Origin of the sequence: Caulobacter sp. Root1472 (assembly GCF_001426985.1) — a bacterium.
Lineage (GTDB): Bacteria > Pseudomonadota > Alphaproteobacteria > Caulobacterales > Caulobacteraceae > Caulobacter > Caulobacter rhizosphaerae.
Window position 1 is genome coordinate 78,575 of sequence record NZ_LMFX01000003.1, and the last position, 24,022, is coordinate 102,596.

The 24,022-nt window shown below is 70.1% G+C and carries 23 protein-coding genes; 8 read left to right on the plus strand and 15 right to left on the minus strand.

The window, feature by feature from the left end:
- Positions 1-7 precede the first annotated feature (7 nt).
- From nirB to ASD47_RS04090, 5 genes are all read left to right on the plus strand, one after another.
- On the plus strand, positions 8-2,464 hold the full coding sequence (nirB, locus tag ASD47_RS04070) for a nitrite reductase large subunit NirB (RefSeq protein WP_369800252.1): 2,457 nt from the start codon (positions 8-10) through the stop codon (positions 2,462-2,464).
- Positions 2,461-2,805 (plus strand): nitrite reductase small subunit NirD, encoded by a 345-nt coding sequence (nirD, locus tag ASD47_RS04075; protein WP_056752034.1) that lies wholly within the window; start codon positions 2,461-2,463, stop codon positions 2,803-2,805. The genes nirB and nirD overlap by 4 nt, the downstream gene beginning before the upstream one ends.
- Entirely contained in the window at positions 2,798-5,503 is a 2,706-nt protein-coding gene (locus tag ASD47_RS04080) for a nitrate reductase (RefSeq protein ID WP_056752039.1), read from the plus strand. Before nirD ends, ASD47_RS04080 begins: the two co-directional genes overlap by 8 nt.
- Complete coding sequence (cobA, locus tag ASD47_RS04085; protein ID WP_056752042.1) at positions 5,496-6,257, plus strand: uroporphyrinogen-III C-methyltransferase; 762 nt, start codon at positions 5,496-5,498, stop codon at positions 6,255-6,257. The genes ASD47_RS04080 and cobA overlap by 8 nt, the downstream gene beginning before the upstream one ends.
- 120 nt (positions 6,258-6,377) lie before the next feature.
- Positions 6,378-7,670: a DUF5690 family protein gene (locus ASD47_RS04090; RefSeq protein ID WP_056752046.1), complete on the plus strand. Its 1,293-nt coding sequence runs from the start codon at positions 6,378-6,380 to the stop codon at positions 7,668-7,670.
- Here ASD47_RS04090 and ASD47_RS04095 read toward each other — a convergent pair.
- The 6 genes from ASD47_RS04095 to ASD47_RS25975 all read right to left on the minus strand — a co-directional run bounded on the left by ASD47_RS04095 (position 7,667) and on the right by ASD47_RS25975 (position 11,939).
- Complete coding sequence (locus ASD47_RS04095; RefSeq protein ID WP_056752049.1) at positions 7,667-8,209, minus strand: DUF1697 domain-containing protein; 543 nt, start codon at positions 8,207-8,209, stop codon at positions 7,667-7,669. The two genes, ASD47_RS04090 and ASD47_RS04095, sit on opposite strands and share 4 nt — an antisense overlap.
- Positions 8,210-8,370: 161 nt before the next feature.
- Entirely contained in the window at positions 8,371-9,531 is a 1,161-nt protein-coding gene (gene metC, locus ASD47_RS04100; RefSeq protein WP_056752205.1) for a cystathionine beta-lyase, read from the minus strand.
- 154 nt (positions 9,532-9,685) lie between these two features.
- Positions 9,686-11,215, minus strand: coding sequence for a GDL motif peptide-associated radical SAM/SPASM maturase (locus tag ASD47_RS04105; protein ID WP_082564449.1), 1,530 nt, complete (start codon positions 11,213-11,215; stop codon positions 9,686-9,688).
- 90 nt (positions 11,216-11,305) lie between these two features.
- Positions 11,306-11,482 carry a DUF1843 domain-containing protein gene (locus tag ASD47_RS04110; protein ID WP_081942498.1) on the minus strand — a complete coding sequence of 59 codons (177 nt, stop codon included), beginning with the start codon at positions 11,480-11,482 and terminating at the stop codon, positions 11,306-11,308.
- Positions 11,483-11,521: 39 nt separating this feature from the next.
- Positions 11,522-11,698: a DUF1843 domain-containing protein gene (locus tag ASD47_RS25970; protein WP_081942491.1), complete on the minus strand. Its 177-nt coding sequence runs from the start codon at positions 11,696-11,698 to the stop codon at positions 11,522-11,524.
- 70 nt (positions 11,699-11,768) lie between these two features.
- Positions 11,769-11,939, minus strand: coding sequence for a DUF1843 domain-containing protein (locus ASD47_RS25975; protein WP_082564450.1), 171 nt, complete (start codon positions 11,937-11,939; stop codon positions 11,769-11,771).
- A gap of 290 nt (positions 11,940-12,229) precedes the next feature.
- Here ASD47_RS25975 and ASD47_RS04115 point away from each other — a divergent pair, with 290 nt between their 5' ends.
- The gene (locus ASD47_RS04115) at positions 12,230-12,901 is read left to right on the plus strand and encodes a hypothetical protein (protein WP_056752052.1); all 672 of its coding nucleotides are present in this window, start codon (positions 12,230-12,232) and stop codon (positions 12,899-12,901) included.
- A 24-nt stretch (positions 12,902-12,925) separates the two neighbouring features.
- Here ASD47_RS04115 and sseA read toward each other — a convergent pair whose 3' ends face one another.
- The 6 genes from sseA to ASD47_RS04145 all read right to left on the minus strand — a co-directional run bounded on the left by sseA (position 12,926) and on the right by ASD47_RS04145 (position 18,829).
- The gene (gene sseA, locus ASD47_RS04120) at positions 12,926-13,795 is read right to left on the minus strand and encodes a 3-mercaptopyruvate sulfurtransferase (RefSeq protein WP_056752055.1); all 870 of its coding nucleotides are present in this window, start codon (positions 13,793-13,795) and stop codon (positions 12,926-12,928) included.
- A 119-nt stretch (positions 13,796-13,914) separates the two neighbouring features.
- The gene (locus tag ASD47_RS04125) at positions 13,915-14,487 is read right to left on the minus strand and encodes an N-acetylmuramoyl-L-alanine amidase (RefSeq protein ID WP_156402102.1); all 573 of its coding nucleotides are present in this window, start codon (positions 14,485-14,487) and stop codon (positions 13,915-13,917) included.
- 107 nt (positions 14,488-14,594) lie between these two features.
- Positions 14,595-15,593: a cysteine synthase A gene (locus ASD47_RS04130; RefSeq protein WP_056752060.1), complete on the minus strand. Its 999-nt coding sequence runs from the start codon at positions 15,591-15,593 to the stop codon at positions 14,595-14,597.
- 103 nt (positions 15,594-15,696) lie between these two features.
- The gene (locus ASD47_RS04135) at positions 15,697-15,978 is read right to left on the minus strand and encodes a hypothetical protein (RefSeq protein WP_056752064.1); all 282 of its coding nucleotides are present in this window, start codon (positions 15,976-15,978) and stop codon (positions 15,697-15,699) included.
- 88 nt (positions 15,979-16,066) lie between these two features.
- Positions 16,067-17,302, minus strand: a complete 1,236-nt coding sequence (locus ASD47_RS04140; protein ID WP_056752067.1) for a cyclopropane-fatty-acyl-phospholipid synthase family protein — start codon at positions 17,300-17,302, stop codon at positions 16,067-16,069.
- Between the two features lie 69 nt (positions 17,303-17,371).
- Positions 17,372-18,829: a deoxyribodipyrimidine photo-lyase gene (locus tag ASD47_RS04145; protein ID WP_056752070.1), complete on the minus strand. Its 1,458-nt coding sequence runs from the start codon at positions 18,827-18,829 to the stop codon at positions 17,372-17,374.
- A 60-nt stretch (positions 18,830-18,889) separates the two neighbouring features.
- On the opposite strand from ASD47_RS04145, the gene rfaD reads away from it, so the two are divergent.
- On the plus strand, positions 18,890-19,891 hold the full coding sequence (gene rfaD / locus ASD47_RS04150) for an ADP-glyceromanno-heptose 6-epimerase (RefSeq protein WP_056752072.1): 1,002 nt from the start codon (positions 18,890-18,892) through the stop codon (positions 19,889-19,891).
- Positions 19,892-19,907: 16 nt separating this feature from the next.
- On the opposite strand, the gene ASD47_RS04155 is transcribed toward rfaD, so the two are convergent.
- Positions 19,908-20,294, minus strand: a complete 387-nt coding sequence (locus ASD47_RS04155) for a type II toxin-antitoxin system VapC family toxin (RefSeq protein ID WP_082564451.1) — start codon at positions 20,292-20,294, stop codon at positions 19,908-19,910.
- Positions 20,291-20,545 (minus strand): type II toxin-antitoxin system VapB family antitoxin, encoded by a 255-nt coding sequence (locus tag ASD47_RS04160; protein WP_056752075.1) that lies wholly within the window; start codon positions 20,543-20,545, stop codon positions 20,291-20,293. The genes ASD47_RS04155 and ASD47_RS04160 overlap by 4 nt, the downstream gene beginning before the upstream one ends.
- A 150-nt stretch (positions 20,546-20,695) precedes the next feature.
- Here ASD47_RS04160 and ASD47_RS04165 point away from each other — a divergent pair, with 150 nt between their 5' ends.
- Positions 20,696-21,829, plus strand: coding sequence for a DUF3089 domain-containing protein (locus tag ASD47_RS04165; protein ID WP_056752077.1), 1,134 nt, complete (start codon positions 20,696-20,698; stop codon positions 21,827-21,829).
- Between the two features lie 5 nt (positions 21,830-21,834).
- Here ASD47_RS04165 and recG read toward each other — a convergent pair whose 3' ends face one another.
- Positions 21,835-23,925, minus strand: a complete 2,091-nt coding sequence (gene recG, locus ASD47_RS04170) for an ATP-dependent DNA helicase RecG (protein ID WP_056752080.1) — start codon at positions 23,923-23,925, stop codon at positions 21,835-21,837.
- Positions 23,926-24,022: the final 97 nt, after the last annotated feature.

Sequence of the window (24,022 nt, forward strand, 5' to 3'; positions counted from 1 at the left end):
CAAAACCATGACCAAGGAAAAGCTGGTCGTCATCGGCAACGGCATGGCCGGTTGCCGGGCGGTCGAGGAAGTCCTCAAGCGCGATCCCGACCGCTACGAGATCGCCATCTTCGGGACCGAGCCGCGGGTGAACTACAACCGCATCATGCTGTCGCCGGTGCTGGCGGGGGAAAAGTCCTTCGCCGACATCGTGATCAACGACGAGGCCTGGTACGCCGACAACGGCATCGCCCTGCACGCCGGACGGGCGGTCACGGCGGTCGATCTGGAAGGCCGCAAGGTGGTCGCCGAGGGCGGGCTGGAAGTTCCCTACGACAAGCTGATCCTGGCCACGGGCTCCGACCCGTTCCGCCTGCCGCTGCCGGGCATCGACCTGAAGGGCGTGGTCACCTTCCGCGACCTGGACGACGTCGAGGCCATGGTCGCCGCCTCAGGCAAGCCCGGCGCCAAGGCCGTGGTCATCGGCGGCGGCCTGCTGGGCCTGGAGGCCGCCTACGGCCTGGCCCGCCGCGGCATGTCCGCCACGGTCGTCCACCTGATGGACGTCCTGATGGAGCGGCAGCTGGACGAAAGCGCCGGCTTCCTGCTGCGCGAGGCCCTGCTGGAGCGCGGCGTCGAGACGGTGATGGGCGCTCACTCCGAGGAGATCGTCGGCGAGAACGGCCAGGTGACCGGCCTCAAGCTCAAGGACGGCCGCACCCTGCCGTGCGACCTGCTGGTCATGGCCGTGGGCATCAAGCCCAACGCCGCTCTGGCCCGCGCCGCCGGCTTGGCCGTCAATCGCGGCATAGTGGTCGACGACGCCATGCGCACCTCCGATCCCGCGGTGTTCGCGGTCGGCGAATGCGCCGAACACCGGGGCAATTGCTACGGCCTGGTCGCGCCGATCTGGGAGATGTGCCGCTCGCTGGCCGAGTCGATGACCGACGGGGAGGGGGCCTATGAGGGCTCGGTCCTGTCGACCCGCCTGAAGGTCTCGGGCGTCGACGTGTTCTCGGCCGGCAAGTTCTCGGGCGGCGAAGGCTGCGAGGACATCGTGTTCCGCGACGCCGGCCGCGGCGTCTACAAGCGCGTGGTCATCGAGGATGGCAAGGTGGCCGGGGCGGTGCTGTTCGGCGACGCCGCCGACGGCAACTGGTACTTCGACCTGATGCGGGCCGGGACCACGGTCACCGACATCCGCGAAACCCTGATCTTCGGCCAGGCCATCACGGAAGGGCTGTCCGGCCTGGACCCTAACGCCGCCGTTGCGGCCATGCCCGACACGCAGGAAATCTGCGGCTGCAACGGCGTCTGCAAGGGTTCGATCGTTTCGGCCATCACCACCCAGGGCCTGACGACCCTGGACGACGTGAAGGCGGTCACCAAGGCCTCGGCCTCGTGCGGCTCGTGCACGCCGCTGGTCGAGCAGGTGCTGAAGCTGACCCTGGGCGACGGCTTCAAGGAACAGACCGGCCCCAAGCCGATGTGCAAGTGCACGCACAAGCCGCACTCCGACGTCCGCAAGGCCATCGTCGAGTGGGAGCTGAAGTCCATGCCGGCCGTCATGCAGGCGATGGAATGGACCACGCCCGACGGCTGCTCGTCGTGCCGGCCGGCCCTGAACTACTACCTGCTGTGCGCCTGGCCGTCGGAATACCGCGACGACAAGCAGTCGCGCTTCATCAACGAACGCGTCCACGCCAACATCCAGAAGGATGGCACCTACAGCGTCGTGCCGCGGATGTGGGGCGGGGTGACCACGCCCGACGAACTGCGGGCGATCGCCGACGTCGCCGACAAGTTCGCCATCCCGACGGTCAAGGTCACTGGCGGCCAGCGGATCGACCTGCTGGGCGTCAAGAAGGACGACCTGCCGGCCGTCTGGGCCGACCTCAACGCCGCGGGCATGGTCAGCGGCCACGCCTACGCCAAGGGCCTGCGCACGGTGAAGACCTGCGTCGGCAGCGACTGGTGCCGGTTCGGCACCCAGGATTCCACGGGCCTGGGCGTCCGCCTGGAGAAGTTCCTGTGGGGCTCCTGGGCGCCGGCCAAGGTCAAGCTGGCGGTGTCGGGCTGTCCGCGCAACTGCGCCGAGGCCACCTGCAAGGACTTCGGCGTGGTCTGCGTCGACAGCGGCTACGAGATCCATATCGGCGGCGCCGCCGGCCTGCATATCCAGGGCACCCAGGTGCTGACCCGGGTGGCGACCGAGGACGAAGCCGTCTGGGTGATCGCCGCGGCGATGCAGCTGTACCGCGAGGAAGGCTGGTACCTGGAGCGGGTCTACAAGTGGATGGCGCGCGTGGGCCTGGAGAGCATCCAGGCGCAGGTCACCGATCCCGACCAGCGCAAGGCGCTCTACGACCGGTTCGTCTTCTCGCAGCGCTTCGCCCGCATCGATCCGTGGGCCGAGCGCGTGGCCGGGCGCCACACCGAGGAATTCACCCCCATGAGCCGCCGGATGGAGTTCGTTCCCGCATGAACGCGCATGTGAAGGTCCCCGTCTGGGTCGATGTCGGCGCCGTGACCGACATCCCGCGTCGCGGGGCGCGCCGGGTGCCCAGCCCGCGCGGCGACATCGCTATCTTCCGCACCGGCGACGGCGAGGTGTTCGCCCTGATGGACGCCTGTCCGCACAAGGGCGGTCCGCTCAGCCAGGGCATCGTCCATGGCCGGGCGGTGAGCTGCCCGCTGCATGCCTGGAACATCGACCTGGCCAGCGGCGAGCCGATGGGCGCCGACAAGGGCAAGGGCTGCACGCCCGTGGTGCCGCTGGAGGTGCGCGACGGCCGCCTGCTGCTGAGCCTTGATCTCCATGGCTGACGGTTCGGCCGCCGCGCTCGTCAAGACGACCTGCCCCTATTGCGGGGTGGGCTGCGGCGTGTCGGGCGCGGTCGGCCAAGCGCCGTCCTCGGACGGCCGGGCCTTGTCGGTGGCCGGCGACGCGGCCCACCCCGCCAACCTCGGCCGCCTGTGCTCCAAGGGCACGGCGCTGGGCGCGACGGTGGGGCTGCAGGGCCGGCTGCTGGAGCCGACGGTCAACGGCAAGACCGCTAGCTGGGCCGACGCCACGGCCCTGGTGGCCAAGCGCTTCAGGGACACCATCGCCAGGCACGGTCCCGACAGTGTGGCCTTCTACGTCTCGGGCCAGATCCTGACCGAGGACTATTACGTCGCCAACAAGCTGATGAAGGGCTTCATCGGCTCGGGCAACATCGACACCAACAGCCGCCTGTGCATGGCCTCGGCGGTGGCGGCGCACAAGCAGGCGTTCGGCGCCGACCTGGTGCCCGGCTGCTACGAGGACCTGGACCTGGCCGACCTGGTGGTGTTCAGCGGCCACAACGCCGCCTGGACCCACCCGGTGCTGTTCCGGCGCATGGAAGCCGCCAAGGCGCGCGGCCAGAAGCACGTGGTCATCGACCCGCGCCGCACCGACACCGCCGAGGGCGCCGACCTGCACCTGGCCATCGCGCCACAGAGCGACGTGCGGCTATGGAACGGCCTGCTGGCCCACCTGATCCGCATCGACGCCGTCGACCGCGACTACATCGCCGCCCACGTCAACGGCTTCGAGGTGGTCGAGGCGGCGCTGGGCGAGCTCGACCAGTCGCCCGCCGCCGTGGCCGCCGACTGCGGTGTAGCGTTCGACGATTTGCTGAGCTTCTACAAGCTCTTCGCGGACAATCCCAAGACAGTCAGCCTGTTCTCGATGGGGGCCAACCAGTCGGCCCAGGGCACCGCCAAGGGCCTGTCGATTCTCAACGTCCACCTGGCGACCGGCCGGATCGGCAAGCCCGGCAGCTGTCCGTTCTCGATCACCGGCCAGCCCAACGCCATGGGCGGGCGCGAGACCGGCGGCATGGCCAACACCCTGGCCGGCCACATGGACTTCGCCCCGGCCGATCGCGACCGGGTGGCCCGCTTCTGGGGCGCGCCCGACACCGCCCGGGCCCCGGGCCTGAAGGCCGTCGACATGTTCGAGGCCATCCACGCCGGCAAGATCAAGGCCGTGTGGGTGATGGCCACCAATCCCGCCGTCAGCCTGCCCGACGCCGGCCGGGTCCGCGAGGCGCTGGACCGCTGTCCGTTCGTGGTGGTGTCCGACTGCGTCGAGACCGACACCACGGCCTTCGCCGACGTCAAGCTGCCGGCCCTCGCCTGGGGCGAGAAGGACGGCACGGTCACCAATTCCGAGCGCCGGATCTCGCGCCAGCGGGCGCTGTTCCCCGCGCCGGGCCAGGCCCGCGCCGACTGGCGGATCGTGGCCGACGTCGCCCAGGCCATGGGCTTCGACGGTTTCGGCTGGTCCTCCCAGGCCAGCGTGTTTCGCGAATGGGCCCGCCTGACAGCCTATGAGAATACCGGCGAGGAGACCGGTCGCGTCCTGAACCTGGCGGGACTTTCGACTTTGACGCCAGAGACTTACGACCAACTCCTGCCGATCCAGTGGCCGGTCCGGGCGGACGGCCGGGGGACGCCCCGCCTGTTCACCGACGGCCGCTTCCAAACCCCCGACGGCCGCGCCCGAATGGTCCCCATCCGGCCTAAGGGCCCCGCCGACGCGATGGACGCGGCCTATCCGCTGTCGCTGAACACCGGCCGCATCCGCGACCAGTGGCACACCATGACCCGCACCGGCCTGGCCCCGGACCTGTGTCGCCACGCCCCCGAGCCGTTCGTCGAGGTCCACCCGGCCGACGCCGAGGCCCTGGGCGTCCAGGACGGCGCTCTGGCCCGAGTGATCACGGTGCGCGGCGAGGCCGTGGCCCTGGCCAAGGTCACCGAACGCCAGCGGCCCGGCGGCCTGTTCATGCCGATGCACTGGACCGACGCCTTCGCGCCGTCCGGCCGTTCCAATCACCTGATCGCGCCCAACCTCGACCCCACGTCCGGCCAGCCGGAGTTCAAGCACACCCCCGCCCGGCTCCGCCCCTATCGCGAGACCTGGAAGGGCTTTTTCCTCACGCGGGACAGCCTCGCCCTTCCGTCGGGTCTGGACCTCGTCTGGCGGCGCATTCCCCAGGACGCCTGCCAGCAACACGAGTTCGCCGGCCGGGGCGACGAAGTCGAGCGCGCCGCCCTGCGCAAGGGGCTCGTCAAGGGTCTCGTCGGCGAACTCGTGACCTATGAGGACGTCGCCACCGGCGCGCGGCGCGACGCCTGGCTGCGCGACGGCCGGCTGGTGGCGGTCCTGTACATCACGATCAATGGCCGCCTGCCGCCGCGCGACTGGCTGGCCGAGCTGTTCGCCGAGTCCGAGCTGAGCCAGGACGCCCGCTCGGCCCTGCTGTTCGGCCGTCCGCCCGGCGCGCCGGTCGACAAGGGGCCGCTGGTCTGCGCCTGCCTGAAGGTCGGCGCCAGGGCGGTGCAGGCCGCCATCGTCGCCGGAGCCGCCAGCCCCGACGCGGTCGGCGCCGCCACAGGGGCGGGGACCAACTGCGGGTCCTGCCGTCCCGAGATCGCCCGGATGATCGCCGCGACCGCCGCCGTTCCCGCCAAGGAGCCAGCCCATGTCTGACGCCGCCCAAGTCCTGCTCGTCGGGGCCGGTCCCGGTCCGGTCGACCTGATGACCCTGCGGGCCGTGCGCGCGGTGGAGAGCGCCCAGGCGCTGCTCTACGACGCCCTGATCAGCGACGAGGCCATCGCCCTGGCCCCGGCCGGCTGCGTGCGCATCCAGACCGGCAAGCGGGCCGGCAAGCCCAGCATGCACCAGGACGAGATCAACCGCCTGATGCTGCGCCTGGCGCGCAAGGGCCTGCGCGTCGTGCGGCTGAAGGGCGGCGACCCCTCGGTGTTCGGCCGGGTGGGCGAGGAGTCGGCCTTCCTGCGCGAGCACGGCGTGTCTGTCGAGGTGGTGCCCGGCGTCACCGCCGCCTGCGCCGCCGCCGCCCAGTTCGGCTTTCCCCTGACCCATCGCGGCGAGGCCCGGCGCGTGGTGTTCACCACCGCGCGGCTGGAGGCCGGGACGCTCAGCGGCGACTGGAGCGCGGCCGGCGATCCGCAGGCGACCCTGGCGGTCTATATGGGCGGCGAGGTGGCCCAGGCCCTGTGCGCGCGGATGATCGCCGCCGGCCGCGCGCCCGGCACCCCGGCCGTGGCCATCGAGCAGGCGGGCGGGGCCAACGCCAGGATCTTCCACGGTACGCTGGAGACTCTGCCCGAACGCCTGGACAGCCACGGCGGCCCGGTGGTCATCGTCGTCGGCGAGGTGGCCGCCCAGGCCCAGGCTGTCGATACGGACCAGGACGCGCTGCTGGCGCGGACGGCCTAGCGAGCCGGGGACGCGCCCTTGCGGCGTGTCCCCACCAAGTCCGGCGCTAAATGGGACACGCTGCAAGGGCGCGTCCCCGCCGGGCTTGACGGATCTCCCCTTTCGGCCCGCCCATGGGGCATGGGGAACGCAACACCGAGTCGAAGCCCGATCACCCGCGCCCTGGCCACGGCGCCGCCCTGGGCCTTCGCCGTCTACGGCGGGCTGGCGGCCTTCGCGGCCTATTTCTCGATGTTCGCCTATCGCAAGCCGTTCACGGCCGCCCATTACGACCACATGGCCGGCTGGCCGCTCGCCATCGACTTCAAGGTGGCCCTGGTGATCGCCCAGGTCGCCGGCTACGCCGTGTCGAAGATCATCGGCATCAAGGTGATCTCCGAGATGCGGCCCGAGCGGCGCTGGCTGGCCATCCTGGTCCTGATCGGCGGGGCCGAGCTGTCGCTGCTGGGCCTGAGCCTGGGACCGGCGGTCGCCGGTCCGCCGGCCCTGTTCGTCAACGGCCTTTGCCTGGGCATGATCTGGGGGCTGGTGTTCGGCTTCGTCGAGGGGCGGCGGCTGTCGGAGGTGCTGGGGGCCATGCTGTGCGCCAGCTTCATCCTGGCCTCGGGCGTAGTGAAGTCGGTGGGCAAGGGCCTGCTGCTGCAGGGCGTCGACGAGCGCTGGATGCCGGCCCTGACCGGCCTGATATTTACGCCGCTGCTGCTGCTGGCCGTGGCGGCCCTGACCCAGCTGCCGCCGCCGTCGCCGGCCGACGAGGCGGCCCGCGTGCGCCGCGCGCCCATGGACGCCAGGGCCCGCGCCGCCATGTTCGCGGCCCACGCTCCGGCCCTGGTCCTGCTGGTGCTTGTCTACGTGCTGCTGACGGCGCTTCGGGACTTTCGCGACAACTTCGCCGCCGAGATCTGGGCCGAGTTGGGCTTCAAGAACGCCGCGGCGATCTTCTCGCTGTCCGAGATCCCGGTCGCGGCCATCGTACTGGCCGGGCTGGGCGTGCTGAGCCTGGTGCGCGACAACCGCCGGGCGGTCGGCTTCAACTTCGCCTTCGTGGCCCTGGGCTTCGCCCTGCTGGGCGCCGCCACCCTGGGCCGGCAGGTCGGCCTGCTAGGGCCCGTGGCCTGGATGATCGCCACCGGCGCGGGGATCTACATGGCCTACACCCCGTTCAACGGCATGCTGTTCGACCGGCTGATCGCCGCCACGGGCCAGGTGGGGACGGCGGGGTTCCTGATCTATGTCGCCGATTCCTGCGGCTATGTCGGCAGCGTCTCCCTGCTGCTGGCCCGCTATTTCGCCAAGCTGGAGCTGGCCTGGAGCGGCTTCCTGGCCGGGGCGGCCTATGCGACCTCGGTCATCGGGGTGGCCGGGGTGGGGCTGGCGTGGATGCTGCTCAGATTGCCCAGAACCAGGGCTTAGCCGCCCAGCATCGCCTCCAGCGCCAGGACGGTCGTCCACGGCCGGCCGGTGATCCGCGTTCCCAGGGTCTTCTCGACCAGGCCGTTGGTCAGCTTCGAGCCGCCGATCCCGTCCGGATAGGTCGCGTAGAGCTGGCGGCTTTCGGCCCGCACCTGCTCGCGGCCGCGGATCGCCGTGCGCAAGGCGCCGACGGCCTTCTTGTCCGGGGCGTCCTTCAGGAACAGGGTCATCAGCCAGCCGGGATCCTGGGCGGCGAATTCGGGGAACGGGTTGGCGGCGACCAGGGCCCGCCAGGCGTCGGCAGTGCGCACATAGACATCGGTCCGCAGGGCGAACCGCTCCATCAGGGCGGTCTCGATCTGGGTCTGCAGCTCGGCGCCCGTCTGCTCGCCGCTGGCGAACACCAGGTCGCCGACCTTGGGGCCGACGCGGACGTCGGCATGGCCCAGGTCGGTCAGCAGGGCGGTCAGCTCGTCCGCCGTGACCAGGCGGTTTCCAGCGGCGTTGACGCCGCGCAGCAGGGCGATGTGGACGGTCATGGTCGAGGCCTTTCGAACGAGGCGGTTGTCTAGACCTTCGTCCTGACTTCGTCAGGATGGAGGTCTAGGTTTTTGTTTTCGCGCATTTTCTTCACGCGAACCGGAGGCCACTTCGCTTGAAAATGCTCTAGACCTTCGCGACCGCGCCGTCCCGCCTCGATTTAGGCGTTCAGGGCCGCGAAGCCGCGTTCCAGGTCGGCGATCAGGTCGGCCGTGTTCTCCAGGCCCACGTGCAGGCGCAGCAGCGGGCCTTCCAGGTTCACCGGCCCGGTGCGGTTCTTCAGCTGCGGGTCGCAATGGATGGCCAGGCTTTCGTAGCCGCCCCAGGAAAAGCCCAGGCCGAACAGGTCCAGGGCGTCGAGGAAGGCGTGGACGGCCTTCTGCGACGCAGGCTTCAGCACCACGCCGAACAGGCCGCAGGCGCCGGTGAAGTCGCGCTTCCACAGGGCATGGCCGGGATCGGTCTCCAGGGCGGGATGCAGCACGCGGGCCACCTCGGGCCGCCACTGCAGCCAGCGGGCGATCTCCAGCCCCTTGGCCTGGTGGGCCGGCAGGCGGGTGGCCAGGGTGCGCAGGCCGCGCAGCACGGTATAGGCGTCGTCGGGCGACACCGACCAGCCGATGTCCCACATCGCGTCGCCCAGCTGGTTGCCGATCACGTTGTCGGCGGTGGCGGCGCTGCCCATGAATACGTCCGAATGGCCGCCGACATATTTGGTCAGGGCCTGGACGCTGATGGTCACCCCGTGGGCCAGGGGCTTGAAGTAGAAGCCGGCCGCCCAGGTGTTGTCGATCATCGTCAGCACGCCGCGGGCGTTGGCGGCGGCGGCGATGGCCGGGATGTCCTGCATCTCGAAGGTCAGGGAGCCCGGGGCCTCCAGCAGGATCAGTCGGGTGCGCGGGGTGCACAGCGCCATCAGGGCGTCGGGCGACAGGGCCGGATCGTAATAGGTGGTGGCGACGCCGAACCGGGCCAGCACCCGGTCGCAGAACCGTCGAGTGGGCCGGTAGGCGCTGTCGACCACCAGGATCTCGTCGCCGGCCTTCAGCAGGGCCAGCATGACGCCGGTGATCGCCGCCAGGCCTGAGGGGTAGAGCGTCACGTCCGGCGATCCCTCCAGCTCGGCCAGGGCCAGCTGCAGGTTGGCCGGCGAGGACAGGCCGGTGATGCCGTAGGTCAGCTGGCTGTCGTCATAGAGCGAAGCGGCGTTGGGCATCAGCACCGTCGAGCCGCGCTGGACCGGCGGATTGACCGTGCGGGCCAGCACCGAGCCGCCCTTGGGCGGAGCGCCCTTGCGGACCAGGCGGGTTTCTTCATCCAGGGGCATGGGGGACTCGGGCGACGACGGCGACACCCGGTGGTTTACGGCGCGGGGGCGAGCCGGTTCAAGGCCGGAAATCCTGGCTGAACGGAGAGCGGACCTGACGGGGGGCTCAAGATGCGGTCGGGGGACAGGCGCATGCGCCTGTCCCCGGCTACGCCCCCACGCCCAGCCTGCCCAGCACCCGCGTCGCCTCGGCGATCAGGGCGCGGCGGCGTTCGGTGTCGGCTTGGCGGCCGGCCTCGGCCTCGGCGACGTCGGCCTGGCAGTGCGGGCAGGTCGTCTCGTGCGGCCAGATATAGTGGGCGCAAGCCGCGCAGGGCTTGAGGCTGGGCGGCAGGGCGCCGCCGGCGGCCGAGCGCTCGCGCGGCGCGACGTGCACCGCCGCCGGATCGCGGACGGGCAGGGGCGTCGCCTCCGCGCCGGGGATGGCCTCGGTGATCAGGGCGAATTCGCCCACCGCGAAGCTTTCCGGCGGCGCCTCCTTGATCTTGACCACCCGCTCACGCAGCCCGTGCTTGGCCAGGTCCAGGGCGCGATGGTGGCAGTAGGGGTTGTTGCCGCGCTTGCCCAGCAGCGATTCCGAGGTCCAGGTGCAGCCGGCCCGACAGACATCGGCGTAGTAGCAGGTGCGGCAATAGCCCCACAGTTCCTCGACGTCGCGCAGGCGGCCAAAGCTCATCTTCTCGCTGTGGCGCCAGATGTCGGCCACGGTCATGTCGCGGACATTGCCGGCCGTGTAGAGCGAAGTGGCCAGGGACGGGCAGCCCTTGATCGTGCCGTCGGCCTCGATGCCGATGCCGGTCTGGCCGGCCGAGCAGCCGTTCCAGTGGTCGGTCTCGTCGCCGAACCCGCGCCAGATATGCTCGTAGGGGCCGAAATAGCCGATGTTGTTACCCACCACCATCAGCAGGCCCCGGGCCTGGCCTTCGTCGTACAGCCGGGCCAGTAGCGGCATGACGTCCAGCAACTGGTAGGGCTGCAGCAGCAGTTCCGGGTTGTCGACGGCGTTGCCCATGGCCACCGTCAGCTGGATCTGCCAGTGGGTGGCGCCGGCTTCGATGATCCGGTCCATCAGCTCGGGCAGGTGGGCCGCGGTCTCGGCTCCGATCTGGGTGTTGACCGAGACGGCCAGGCCCCGGGCCTTGGCGCGCCTGAGGGCGTCGATCGCCTGATCGTACGAGCCGGGCACGCCGCGCACCCGGTCGTGCAGGTCGGGCAGGCCGTCGATCGACACGCCCAGGCCCTGCAGCCCCGCCTCGACCGCCTCGTCCAGGCGCTTGTCGGTCAGGTTGCGAGCCCCGGTCTGGACGCCGGTGCGGATGCCGTGCTGGCGGCTGCGGCGGATCAGCTCGATCCAGTCGCGGCGCAGATAGGCCTCGCCGCCGATCAGGGTCAGTTCGCGCGTGCCCAGGGCGGCCAAGTGGTCGATCAGCTCCAGCGCCTCGGCGGTGGTCAGCTCGTCCGATCGCGGCCGGCCGGCTCGCGAGCCGCAGTGCTGGCATTTCAGATTGCAGGCCAGGGTGACTTCCCAGACCACATGGACGGGCACCAGCTCGGTATAGTCGCGCTCCAGCCGGTAGCGGACGGGCTTGCCGACGGCCGTCGTGACCGAGGGCGTCGTAACGGGGGGCGTCGTGACGGGGGGCCGCGCGTCGGCGTCGAGCGAGATCGCGTCCGTCATCGTGTCGATCCTTCAGGGGCGCGGGATGGGAAAAGATCGGGACGCGCCGCGGTCAGGCCGCGCGTCCCGGGGGGGAGGGCGGGGTGGGCCTCAGCGGCCGCGTTCCAGCTTGGCGATCTCCACCTTCAGCAGGGCCAGGAGGGCGGGGATGTCGCCATATTCCCGCAAGTGGGCCTCGGCCTGGTCGTGCAGGCGCTGCAGTTCGGCCAGATCGCCCTTGGCGATGCCGTCGGTGATGGCTTGTCCGTACAGAATGACGATGGCCATGGTCATGACCTCCGATGGGAAAGGGTTGGGGGGACGGCGTCAGCCGCGGCTTTTCTCGAGCTTGGCGATCTCGACCTTCAGCACCGCCAGCAGGGCGGGGATATCGCCGTATTCCTTCAGGTGAGCCTCGGCGGCGGCCTCGGCTTCCTTCAGGCGGGCCAGCTCGCCCGAGGCGATCGCGTCGGTCACGGCGACGCCGTAGGGTTTGATGCTCATGGTGTTTCCTCCGTCGCCCCGGGGCCTGTCCTTGGGCGTGGTTTCAGGGGCGTGTTTCAGGTTGGCGCGATCAGCGCTTCAGCTTGGCGATCTCGACCTTGAGCTGGGTCAGCAGGGCGCCGATGTCGCCGTGCTCCTCCACATGAGACTCGGCGAGGGCTTGCAGCTTGCGCAGTTGATCCAGGTCGCCGCCGGCGATGGCGTCAGTGATGGCTTGTCCGTAGAGCGGGATGGGGGTCATGGGAGACTCCGGGGTTGGGCCGGGCCGAGCGCGGGCGCAGGCGTCGCCGGCCCGGCGCTAGGCGTCGAGGCTGCGATCCCGTCTGGAGAGCGTTCGGCGGCGGATTGAGGCGATAAGCGGCACTGTCGATGGCGCGCCACGGCCGATCACGCCGTGGCGGCGGAGAAAGATCGCGATCCTTCCTCCTGTCCGCGAGGTTCAGGGAAACCTGCAGCTTTGTCAACTAAAGGCTGTATAGAGATTTTATGATAGTATAGCGATTATATCCTTCAGCCGATGGGGAGGGGGCCATGGACGCCATCGAGGGCGGATTGGACGTCAATCCGGAAGCCGCGCGGCGGCTGATCCTGGCCCGGGATCGCGACGATGCGCCGATCGTCGACGCCGAGCTCGACGCGGCCCTGGGCCTGCGCATCGCGGCGGTCGAGGCCCGGCTCGACACCCTGCGCCTGCTGGACCGGCATGGCGTGCAGCGCTTCGACCAGGGCGATCTGGCCTATGCGGTGGTGCGGGCCTTCTACCGCGTCCTGAAGCCCGAACTCCGGGTGCGTCCCGGCCTCAGCCTGCTGGACCTGGGCAGCGGCTATGGGCGGTTCGGCCTCTATGGGGGCCTGCGCCATGGCCTGGCCGCCTACGGGCTGGAGCTGGTGCCTGAGCGCGCGGAGGAGGCGGCGCGAGCGGCGCGGGCTCTGGGCCTGGCCCAGGTGAGCTTCGCGGCCGGCGACCTGCTGACGGCGCCGTGGCCCGCCGCTGACGTCTATTGCATGATGAACGCCGTGCTGCCGCGCCTCCTGCCCCCCGTGCTGACGCGGCTCAAGGCCGAGGCGCGACGGCGGCGGATCGTGGTGGCCTCGGTCTCGACCAGCAACCGGGCCTTCGCCCAGGCGTCCTGGCTGCGCGAACTGCCGGTCGAAGCGGAGGGCGTGGCGGGGCGCGAGCTGCGGCTGTGGGAGTCGGTGTGACGCCACGCTTCTCCCGTTGCTCGGCTAGACCGCCGCCCCCGTCGCCACCGGGACGTCCTCGCGGCCGCCCCATTCCGTCCACGAGCCGTCATAGACCGCCGCCCGAGGCTTGCCGAGGCGGGCCAGAGCCAGGGCGACCACGGCGGCGGTGATGCCCGAGCCGCAGGTGGTGGCGATTGGTCGATCGATGTCGACCCCGGCGGCCTCGAACACGGCCGCCAACCGGTCGGCCGGCAGCAGGGTCCCGTCGGCGGCCAGTAGGGCCGACAGCGGCACGTTGCGCGAACCGGGAATGTGGCCGCCGCGCAGGCCGGCGCGGGGCTCGGGGTCGCGGCCCTCGAAGCGGCCGGCGGCGCGGGCGTCGATCACCTGCTCGCGACCCCGATCTTCAGGCGACTTCTCCAGGTTGCGCTTCATCTGGTCCAGCGAGCGGACGATGTCGGCCTGGTAGCGCGGCGTGAAGTGGCGCTCCTGCGGCGTGACGGCCAGGTCGTCGACAGGGCGGCCCTCAGCGATCCACTTGGGCAGGCCGCCGTCCAACACCACCACGTCCTCGTGGCCCATGGCGCGAAATTCCCACCAGACCCGAGCGGCGGGCAGTATGCCGCTGGTGTCGTAGACCACGATCCTTGAGCCGTCGCCCAGGCCCAGCTTCTTGACCCGTGAAGCGAACTTGATCGGCGAGGGCAGCATGTGCGGCAGGTCGGAGGTCTCGTCGGCGATGTCGTCGATGTCGAAGAACACCGCCCCGGGGATGTGGGCCCGGTCGTACTCGGCCTTCGGATCGCGCTGGGCGGCCGGCATGTGCCAGGATCCGTCGACCACGCGCACGTCGGGGGCGTCGAGATGCTCGGCCAGCCAGGCGGTCGAGACGAGCGGATCGGCATGGGTCATCGCAGGGCCTTTCGGGGTCTGACTCGCCCCTTCGAGAAGGCGGGCAAGATCACGCGATCGGCCTTGAGGGGCAAGGCGCCGAGCCCGCCTTTCCGCATTCCCCCGATCCGGGGAGAAAACTACGGATGCGCCTCGTGCAGCGAGTGCTCCTTGGTTTCCTGGACCATCTTCTCCTGCACGCGCTGAATGACGTCGAGCTTCTTGACGTTCTTGCCCGGGCAGGCGTGGGTTGTGGCCGGATCCTCGCGGTGCAGCTTCATGGTCGTGGGGTCCAGGCCCAGCACGGCCGAGAGCGTGGACATGGCCGCCACGGCGTTGTCGCGCACCGCCGCGCCACGGCCGCCGTCGAACGGGTCCTTGTCGTAGTCGCCCAGCATCTCCAGGCCCAGGGCGATGCTGTTCCAGCTGGGGGAGTGGACGCCCGACACCGTCAGCGGCGTGAAGACCCAGATCTGCCGGTCGTCGACGAACAGGTGCGGCCCCGCGCTCCATTTCTGATTGTCGCGGTAATAGGCCTCGAGGTTGGCGATGTGGGTCTGGGTGAAGCCCTGCGGCCTCTGGGCCAGCGAGGGCACGCCGGTGTTGTGCAGGGCGATGAACTTCGGCCGCCAGGCCGACCAGGTCAAAGCCTCGCAGTAGGTCTCGAACGACTCGGGTGAAAAGCTCTTGCCGACAATACCCTTCCAAGCCATCAGGCCCTCCCGGTGCGACTTGGCGTGATCCTGCACCGGACGGTTGAGTTCTGCAACTTTTTGGTCAGCTCCCGGCGCGGCGCCCGCATGGCGGGTCGCGGGACGCCCTACATCCAGGGCGGGGTGGGCAGGCCCTTCTCGGCCAGGAAGGCGGGGTTGAACAGCTTGCTCTGGTAGCGTGAGCCATGGTCGCAGAGGATGGTCACGATGGTGTGGCCCGGCCCCATCGCCTTGGCCATGCGCACAGCGCCCGCGACGTTGATCCCCGTCGAGCCGCCCAGGCACAGGCCCTCGTGCTGCACCAGGTCGAAGACCTGTTCCAGCATCTCCTCGTCGCTGATCCGGAACGGATGGTCGATCGCCAGGCCTTCCAGGTTGGCGGTGATCCGGCCCTGGCCGATGCCCTCGCTGATCGAGGTCCCTTCCGACTTCAGCTCACCCTCGGCGTACCAGCTGTACAGCGACGCGCCGTGCGGATCGGCCAGGCCGATCTTCACCGATGGCTTGCGGGCCCGCAGGGCGGCGGCGACGCCGGCCAGGGTGCCGCCCGAGCCGATGGCGCAGATGAAGCCGTCCACCCCGCCGTCGGTCTGTTCGAAGATCTCCGGCCCGGTGGTCTCGAAGTGGGCCTGGCGGTTGGCGACATTGTCGAACTGGTTGGCCCAGATCGCCCCATTTGGCTCGGTCTTCGCCAGTTCCTCGGCCAGGCGGCCCGAATAGCGGACGTAGTTGTCGGGATTGGAGTAGGGGACGGCGTCCACCTCGACCAGCTCGGCGCCGAGCAGGCGGATGGCGTCCTTCTTCTCCTGGCTCTGGGTGCGCGGGATGACGATGGTGGTCTTGTAGCCCAGGGCCGAGGCGACCATGGCCAGGCCGATGCCGGTGTTGCCGGCCGTGCCCTCGACGATCCGGCCGCCGGGCCGCAGCAGGCCGCGCGCCTCGGCGTCGCGGATGATCCCCAGGGCGGCGCGGTCCTTGACCGACTGGCCGGGGTTCATGAACTCGGCCTTGCCGAGAATCTCGCAGCCGGTGGCCTGGCTGGCGCGGTTGAGGCGGATCAGCGGCGTATCGCCGATAGCGTCCAGGACGCTGGTCTTTACGGTCATCTCTTCAGTCCGGCCGGTCGGGAGGTGGTAGGGTAGATCGTGACGCGCGGTCCTCAGGCAAGGCCAGATTTCCTGAAGACGCCCCGGACGGTTTCAGCGCAGGTCAATCGAGCCGCTGGGTGATGATCACGTTCAGCAAGGCCAGAGCGCCGTTGACCGAGGCGGCCGCGCACCAGGCGCCGTGCAGGCCCTCGACCTCGACCAGATGGTTCTCGATGGCGTCGACCATGATGCCCTCAGCCACGGGGAACGAGGCGTCGCCCAGCAACTGCTCGTCCTCCAGCTCCTTGCACCAGGCGGCGACGGCGTCCGTCGCCGTCGCAGCGTCGAACTGGGTGATGTAGGTGCCGCCGTGGAAATCCAGGACCAGGGTATAGAGGTTCATCGCGCCGACCTCGCACGCGCGCTCGCGCTGTTGATACAGATCAGAGGTCGGGATGGACGCCGGCCTTCGCCAGGTCTGGGCCCCTCTTTTAGGCGCGGGAAAGGCCCAGCTGGATCACATTGGTGCGTTCGGTGCGGAACCCGGCCTCGCAATAGCTGAGATAGAACCGCCACAGCCGGCGGAACCGCTCGTCGAACCCTTGGCCCTTGATGTCGTCCCAGGCCGCCTCGAACCGCATGGCCCATTCGGCCAGGGTGTCGGCGTAGTTCTGGCCGAAGCGGTTGATGTCGGTCCAGGCCAGGCCCGCGGCGGCGGTCTCCTGCTTCAGGCGCGCCTCGCTGGGCAGCATGCCGCCCGGGAAGACGTAGCGTTGGATGAAGTCGGTGTGGCTGCGGTACTTGGCGAACAGCTCGTCGCGGATGGTGATGATCTGCAGGCCGGCCCGGCCGCCGGGCGACAGCACCTCGCGGATCTTGCCGAAATAGGTGGGCCAGTATTCCTCGCCTACCGCCTCGAACATCTCGATCGAGGCGACGCTGTCGAACTGGCCCTGAACGTCGCGATAGTCGATCAGCCGGATCTGGGCCTTCTCGGCCAGGCCCTGGTCGAACAATCGCTTTTTGGCGAAGTCGTGCTGGGCCTGGGAGATGGTCACCCCGGTGACCTTGGCGCCGACTTCCCGGGCCGCGAACTCGGCGAAGCCGCCCCAGCCGCAGCCGATCTCCAGCACGTGCTGGCCGGGCTTGAGGCCGATCGACCGGGCCAGGGCCGCGTACTTGGCGCGCTGGGCCTGGTCCAGCGGCTGGCCGGGTTCTTCGTACAGGGCCGAGGAATAGGTCATGCTGGGGTCCAGCCAGCGGGAATAGAAGGCGTTGCCCAGGTCGTAATGGGCGTGGATGTTCTTCCTGGAGCCCACCCGATCGTTGCGATGAAAGAGGTGGTAGAGCTTGTTGACCGCCTGCATCACCGGATTGCCGCGGACCAGGGCCGTCAGCCGGTCGAAGTTCAGCGAGAACGCCTCCAGCACCGCCGACAGGTCGGGCGTGTCCCACTCGCCGGCCATGTAGCCTTCGGCGAAGCCGATGTCCCCGGCCGCCAGGGCCCGGCGGATGAACCGGTAGTCATGGATGCGGATCACCGCGTCCGGGCCCGGCGCCTTGCCGACGATGCGCAGCGGCTTGCCCGAGGGCAGGACGAAGGTCAGGTCGCCGGCCGCCCAGTTCTCCACGGCGACGCGGAGGGCGGTGCGGAAGGCGGCCGGGGCGCGGCGCAACTCGGGGTCGCGGGCCGTGGCCGGCCAGGTCGCAGGCAGGATATCGGTCATCGACGCTCCCATCCCTAACTTGATTGACGAAGTTAAGAACTCTCGGAACCGGTCTGTAAATGGGGAGGACTATCGGCCCTCGCGAGAAATCTGCTCTCCCTTGAGGCCGCGATAGGCCGCGAGCGCGCGTTCGCGCGCCGCCGGATGCCCCACGATCGGTTCGCCGTAGATACGCCTGGCGGCGGGGTCGAGTTGCGCTGAAGCCTTCCAGGGCTCGTGGATCAGGGCGTCGGGCAGGCTCGCCAGTTCCGGAACCCACCGACGGACATAGGCGCCGACGGGGTCGAACTTCTGGCCCTGGGCGATCGGGTTGAAGATCCGAAAATAGGGCGCGGCGTCGGCCCCGCTGCCGGCCACCCACTGCCAGTTGCCGACGTTGTTGGCGAGGTCGGCGTCGACCAGCGCGTCCCAGAACCAGGCCTCGCCGGCCCGCCAGTCGATCAGCAGGTGCTTGACCAGGAACGAGGCCGCGATCATCCGCACCCGGTTGTGCATGAAGCCGGTGGCCCACAGCTCGCGCAGGCCGGCGTCGACGATCGGATAGCCGGTCTCGCCCCGGGTCCAGGCCTCGAACGCGGCGTCGTCGCGCATCCAGGGAAAGCCGTCGAACTCCGGTCGGAAATTGGCCTTCGGCAGGTCCGGGTTGTGAAACAGGATCGAATGGTTGAACTCGCGCCAGCCGATCTCGGACAGGAACGTCTCGACGGGGCCGGCCGGGGCGTCGCTGGCTTCGACCGCGTTGCGGGCCGCGACCCAGACCTGGCGGGGACCGATCTCGCCGAAATGCAGGTGCGGCGACAGGCGCGAGGTCGCCTCGACGCCGGGCAGGTCGCGCTGGCGGTCGTAGTGCTGGACAGGACTGGACAGGAAGTCGTCCAGCCGTTCGGCCGCGCCACCCTCGCCGGGGGTCCACAGGTCGAACCGCGTGGACCAGTCCGGCTTAGTCGGGTGCAGGCGCCAGCTTTCAAGGGCTTCGGTCGGCGGCCAGCGCGCCGGCGCAGGCAGGGCGTTCGGGGCGGGCTCGACCTGGACGTGATGGAGCCGGTCTCGCGCGGCGCGCCAATAGGGGGTGAAGACCTTGTAGGGCTGGCCGGCGCCGTTCTTCACCGTCCACGGCTCGTTCAGCAGGCCGGCGTTGAAGCTCTCACAGGCGATCCCCTCGTCCTTCAGCCAGGCCTTGAGGCCGCCGTCGCGGTCGATCGACGCCGCGTCGTAGAGCCGGTTCCAGACCACGGCCGCTGGCTGGGCGTGGGCGATCAGGTCCTCCAGGACCTCGCGCGTCGGGCCGCGCCGCAGGATCAGCCGCGAGCCGATCGCCTCAAGCGAGGCGGCGAGGGCGGTCAGCGACTTGTCCAGCCACCATAGCGAGGCGGCGCCCATCGGCCGCACGCTTGGGGACTCGTCGAAGATGTAGAGCGGTATCACCGGCCGCCCCGTGGCCGCCGCGGCGGCCAGGGCGGGGTTGTCGGCCAGGCGCAGGTCGTTGCGCAGCCAGACGATGACAGGGCCGTCCCGATCGATCCGCACGTTCGCTCCGTCCTCGCCCCAATGCTTGCCCCCGCCGCCCCCTGTGCCATAACGCGGACCATGTCCAGACGCGTCATCCTCGTCACCGGCGGCGCCGGCTTCATCGGCTCCAACATCGTGGCCAAGCTGTGCGAGGACGACAGCCTCGACGTGGTGGTCTGCGACTGGCTGGGCGAGGCCGCGCAGAACAAGTGGAAGAACATCGCCAAGGCGGCCATCGCCGACTTCGTGGCCCCCGAGGCCCTGTTCGACTGGCTGGCCCAGCGCGGCGACGAGGTCGAGCTGGTGATCCACATGGGGGCGATCTCCTCGACCACCGAGCCGGACGCCGACCTGATCGTGCAGTCCAACTTCGTGCTGTCGCGCGACCTGTGGCGGTGGTGCGCCCAGCATCAGCGGCGGCTGATCTATGCTTCGTCGGCGGCGACTTACGGCGATGGCCTGCAAGGCTTCGACGGCAAGGACGACATAGAGAGCCTCAAGGCCCTGCGGCCGCTGAACGCCTATGGCTGGTCCAAGGCGCTGTTCGACCTCTACGCCGTCCGCGAGGCCGCCCGCGGCCATGCCCCCACCCAGTGGGTGGGGCTGAAGTTCTTCAACGTCTACGGGCCGAACGAGGACCACAAGGGCGGCATGAAGTCGGTGGTCTGCCAGATCTGGCCCAAGGTGGCGGCGGGCGAGGGCGTGAGGCTGTTCAAGTCGCACCACCCCGACTACGAGGACGGCGGCCAGCTGCGCGACTTCGTCTATGTGCGCGACGTGGCCGACGTGGTCGCCTGGCTGGCCAAGAGCCCGCACGTCAACGGGATCTACAACCTGGGTTCGGGCAAGGCGCGCTCGTTCAAGGCCCTGGCCGAAGCCACCTTCCGCGCCGTGGGCCGCGAGCCCGACATCGACTATTTCGACATGCCCGAGGTGCTGCGCGGCAAGTACCAGTACTTCACGCAAGCCGACATGAGCCGCCTGCGCGCCGCCGGCTACAACGCGCCGATGACCTCGCTGGAGGACGGCGTCGAGGACTATGTCTGCGGGTTCCTGAACACGGACGATCCGTACCGCTGAGGCGCGCGGTTGACGGTCAGACCGCCCGCCGCACGTCGGTGACGGCGAAGTCTTCGCCCTTGAACAGCAGCGGCAGGTCGCGCGACTTAGCCAGGGCGTAGCTGAAGCAGCCGCCGTAGTTCAGGCCGTGAGCGCCTTGCCCAAAGGTTCGGTAGGCCGCCTGGGCGACATCGGCCAGGGCCCCGTCGAACGCCACCGTCGTTAGGTTCAGGGCGGCGATCAGGTCCGTCAACTCGGCCGCGCGCACGGCGCCGTGGCGACGGCTGGCGACGATGAAGGCCTCCAGGCGCGTCGGCGCGGCGATCAGCGCGGTTTCCGTCTTGATGATCGCGTCGAGAAGGGCTTCGGCGTCGGGCTCGCCCTGGAAGATCGCGATCAGCGCGGAGGTATCGACGACGATCACTTCGGCAAGCCGTCCTGGTCGTACAGCAGGGTGTCGTCGGAGCCTTCCTGCAGCACGGGCGAGGTCCTGACCCTGGCCTGGATCGCCCGGATCCGCGCCAGCCGCGCGGCCAGGGCTTCCGGCGTTGCTGGCGTGCGGTCGAGTTCGGCGCGCAACGCCCGCGTGACGACGTCGGTCAGGGTCAGTCCCGTCCGCTCCGCCAACTGGCGAGCGAGGCGGTCGGCTTCTTCGCTGCGGATGTACAGGCTCATGGTCCTGTATATACATCCGATCAATACAGCCTCCAAACCAAGCCATGATTGGGAGCGCCGCGCTGGTCAGGGGCGCCACCTTCGACCGCCACGCTGCAGGAGGCTCCAGGCCGTCTCGCGCGACGCGGCGGGTTCGTGTAACCAGGGCCCATGGCCGACCGGTTCAAGGGTTTCAAGCGCTGGATCTTCGCGGGGGCGGTGCTGTTCCTGGCGCTGGTCGTGTCGGCGGCGTTCTACTGGCGCTACGACATCCTGCGCACCACGCTGGATCCCAAGATCCCGTTCCAGACCTACGACCCGCCGCCGGCGCCCGACTACGCCCGGCCGAACGCCTGGGCCCTGCTGCCTCAGCACGGCGCGGCGAGCCGGGGCGGAGCCGACGTCTTCTTCGTCCATCCCACCAGCTATGACGGCGGCCGGGACTGGAACGCGCCGTTCGACCAGCCCAAGGCGGCGCGCGACCTGGCCCGGGTGAGGCTGCCCAACTACGCCGCCCCGTTCGCGCGGGTCGGCCGGATCTTCGCCCCGCGCTATCGCCAGGCCAGCCTCTACACATTCCTGACCCTGCGCGACGACGCCCGCGACGCCCGGCGCTTCGCCTATGACGACGTCCGCGACGCCTTCCGCCGCTATCTCGAGCACGACAACCACGGGCGGCCGATCGTGCTGGTCGGGGTGGAGCAGGGCGGCATCCTGGCCGAACGGCTGCTGAACGAGGAGATCGCCCCCAACGCCGCGCTGCGGGGCCGGCTGGCCGGAGCCTATCTGATCGAGACCGTCGTCCCGGCCGACGCGTTCGGCCCAGGGTCGGCCGTGCCGGCCTGCGCCAGCCGCGCCCAGGCAGGCTGCGTGGTCGCCTGGGCCTCACTGGTCGACGGCGATTTCCAGCAGGCCCAGGAGCTGACCAATCGCTCGCTGGTGTGGAACGCCGGCGGCGAGCTGGTCACCCTGGACGGCCGCTTGCCGCTCTGCGTCAACCCGCTGCTGGGCGCGCGCAGCGACGTCCGCGCCCCGGCCAGGCTGAACCTCGGCGCGGCCAACGCCACCGGCCTGGAGTGGGGGGCGCGGCCGGCCCTGCTCAAGCGCCAGGTCTGGGCCCAGTGCCAGAACGGCCTGCTGCACACAGGCCGTCCGAAATCGACCTCGCTGCGCGACAGCGGCTCGTGGACCGACCGTCGCAAGGTGGACGGCTTCAACCTGTTCTGGGCCGACATCGAGGCCGACGCCCTGGCGCGGGTCGCGGCGCTGAAGCGGCAGGGACCTGTTCCGCAGGTTTCCAGCTAAGCCGTTCAACCTGCGTCGTTGAGCGGCGAGGCGGCCTTCCAGTCGAACAGTTCCTGCAGGGTGCGCACCGCCCGGCCGCGCGGCGAGCTCAGGTCGGGGTCGCGGGCCAGGATTAGCCGGGCGTCGTCGGCGGCCACGGCGATCAGGTCCCGGTGGGCGACCGGGTCGGCCAGCCTGTAGGCCGGGAAGCCGCTCTGCTTGAGGCCCAGCGGATCGCCGCCGCCGCGCAGCTCAAGGTCCTTCTCGGCGATCTCGAAGCCGTCGTCGCTGCGGCGCAGGATGTCCAGCCGCTGCTGGGCGGTCTCCGACAGCGGCGGGTCGTAGAGCAGCACGCACGAGCTCTCGCGCGCCCCGCGGCCCACCCGCCCGCGCAGCTGGTGAAGCTGGGCCAGGCCGAAGCGGTCGGCGTGCTCGATCACCATGATGCTGGCGTTGGGCACGTTGACCCCGACCTCGACCACCGTGGTCGCCACAAGCACCGACACCTTGCCGTCGACGAAGTCGGCCATGACCGCGTCCTTCTCGGCGGCCGGCATCTGGCCGTGGACCAGGCCGACGCTGGGGCCGATGGCCTGGCGCAGGGACGCGGCCCGCTGCTCGGCGTCGCGCAGGTCGATCTTCTCGGACTCCGAGACCAGCGGGCAGATCCAGAAGGCCTGGGCCCCGGCCTGGGCGGCCGCCTTCAGCCGCTCGATGATCTCGGGAATGCGCGGGGTGGGCGCGGCGCGGGTGGCGACGGGGGTGCGGCCCGGCGGCTTTTCGTCGATGCGCGAGACGTCCAGGTCGCCGAACACGGTCAGCTCCAGGGTGCGCGGGATCGGCGTGGCCGACATGGCCACCAGGTGCGCGCCCCCTAAGCCATCAATAAGTCCCTTGTCCTGCAGCCGCTTGCGCTCGTTGACGCCGAACCGGTGCTGCTCATCGATGATGGTCAGGCCCAGGGCCTTGAAGGCGACGTCGTCCTGGAACAGGGCGTGGGTGCCCACCGCCACGGCGGCCGAGCCGTCGGCCAGCTTGGCCAGTTTCGACGCCCGGGCCGAGCCCTTGTCGCGGCCGGTCAGCAGGATCACCGCCAGGCCCTGCGCCTCCAGCGGCGGGGCCAGGGTCTCGTAGTGCTGGCGGGCCAGGATCTCGGTCGGGGCCATCAGGGCCGACTGCAGGCCGCTGGACGCCGCGTCGGCCATGGCCAGCATGGCCACCACCGTCTTGCCCGAGCCGACGTCGCCCTGCAGCAGCCGGCCCATGCGCTCGCCGCTGGCCATGTCGCCGCGCACCTCGGACAGGGCGCGGATCTGGGCCCCGGTCAGCCTGAAGGGCAGGGCCTTCTCGACGGCGTCCGACAGCGGGCCCGCGACAATACGGGGTGCGGGGTGCGAGCGCTTGCCGGCCTTGCGCTGGGCCAGGGCCAGCTGGTGGGCCAGCAGTTCGTCATAGGCCAGGCGGCGGCGGGCGACCGACATCGGCGACAGGTCAATCTCGGCCTGCGGGCCGTGGACCAGGGCCAAGGCCTCGCGCCAAGCCGGAAAGCCGCTCTTGGCCAGCCAGGCCGGATCCTGCCACTCCGGCAGGGCGGCGGCCCGCTCCAGGGCTTCCTGGGCGAACTTGCGGAAGGTGCGGGAGGGGAGGCCCGCGGTGGTCGGATAGACCGGCTCGATCGGCGGGATGTCGGCGACCCGATCGGCGTCGAGCAGGTAGTCAGGATGGGCGACCTGGATCTCGCTGCCGAACCGCTCGACCTTGCCGCTGACCGCCCGCCGGGCCCCGACCGGATGCTGGCGCTCCAGGTGCGGCCCGTGGCCCTTGAACCAGGTCAGGGTGATGAAGCCGTGCTCGTCCCAGGCGCGGACCCGCCACGGCTGGCCGGAGCGCTGCGGCGGCAGGTGGGCGTCGATGGTGACCAGGAAGGTCTGGACCGCGCCGTCGACGGCGCGGTCCGAGGTGGTGGCCGTGCGGCGGATCAGGCCCTGGGGCAGGGTGAACAGCACGTCGCGGACGATCGGCCCCGCCAGCCGCTCGACCAGCGGCGCGACGCGCGGCCCTACGCCCTTCAGCGTGGAGACCGGCGTGAACAGCGGAAAGAGAATCTCGGGGCGCATGTGGGATCACCATAGCGAAGCCCGCGACGGATGTGGACGCCGCCGTGTTCTCTTTTCGTGCTGTTCGGCGATTTCGAAGGAAGCTCGGCCGTAAAAG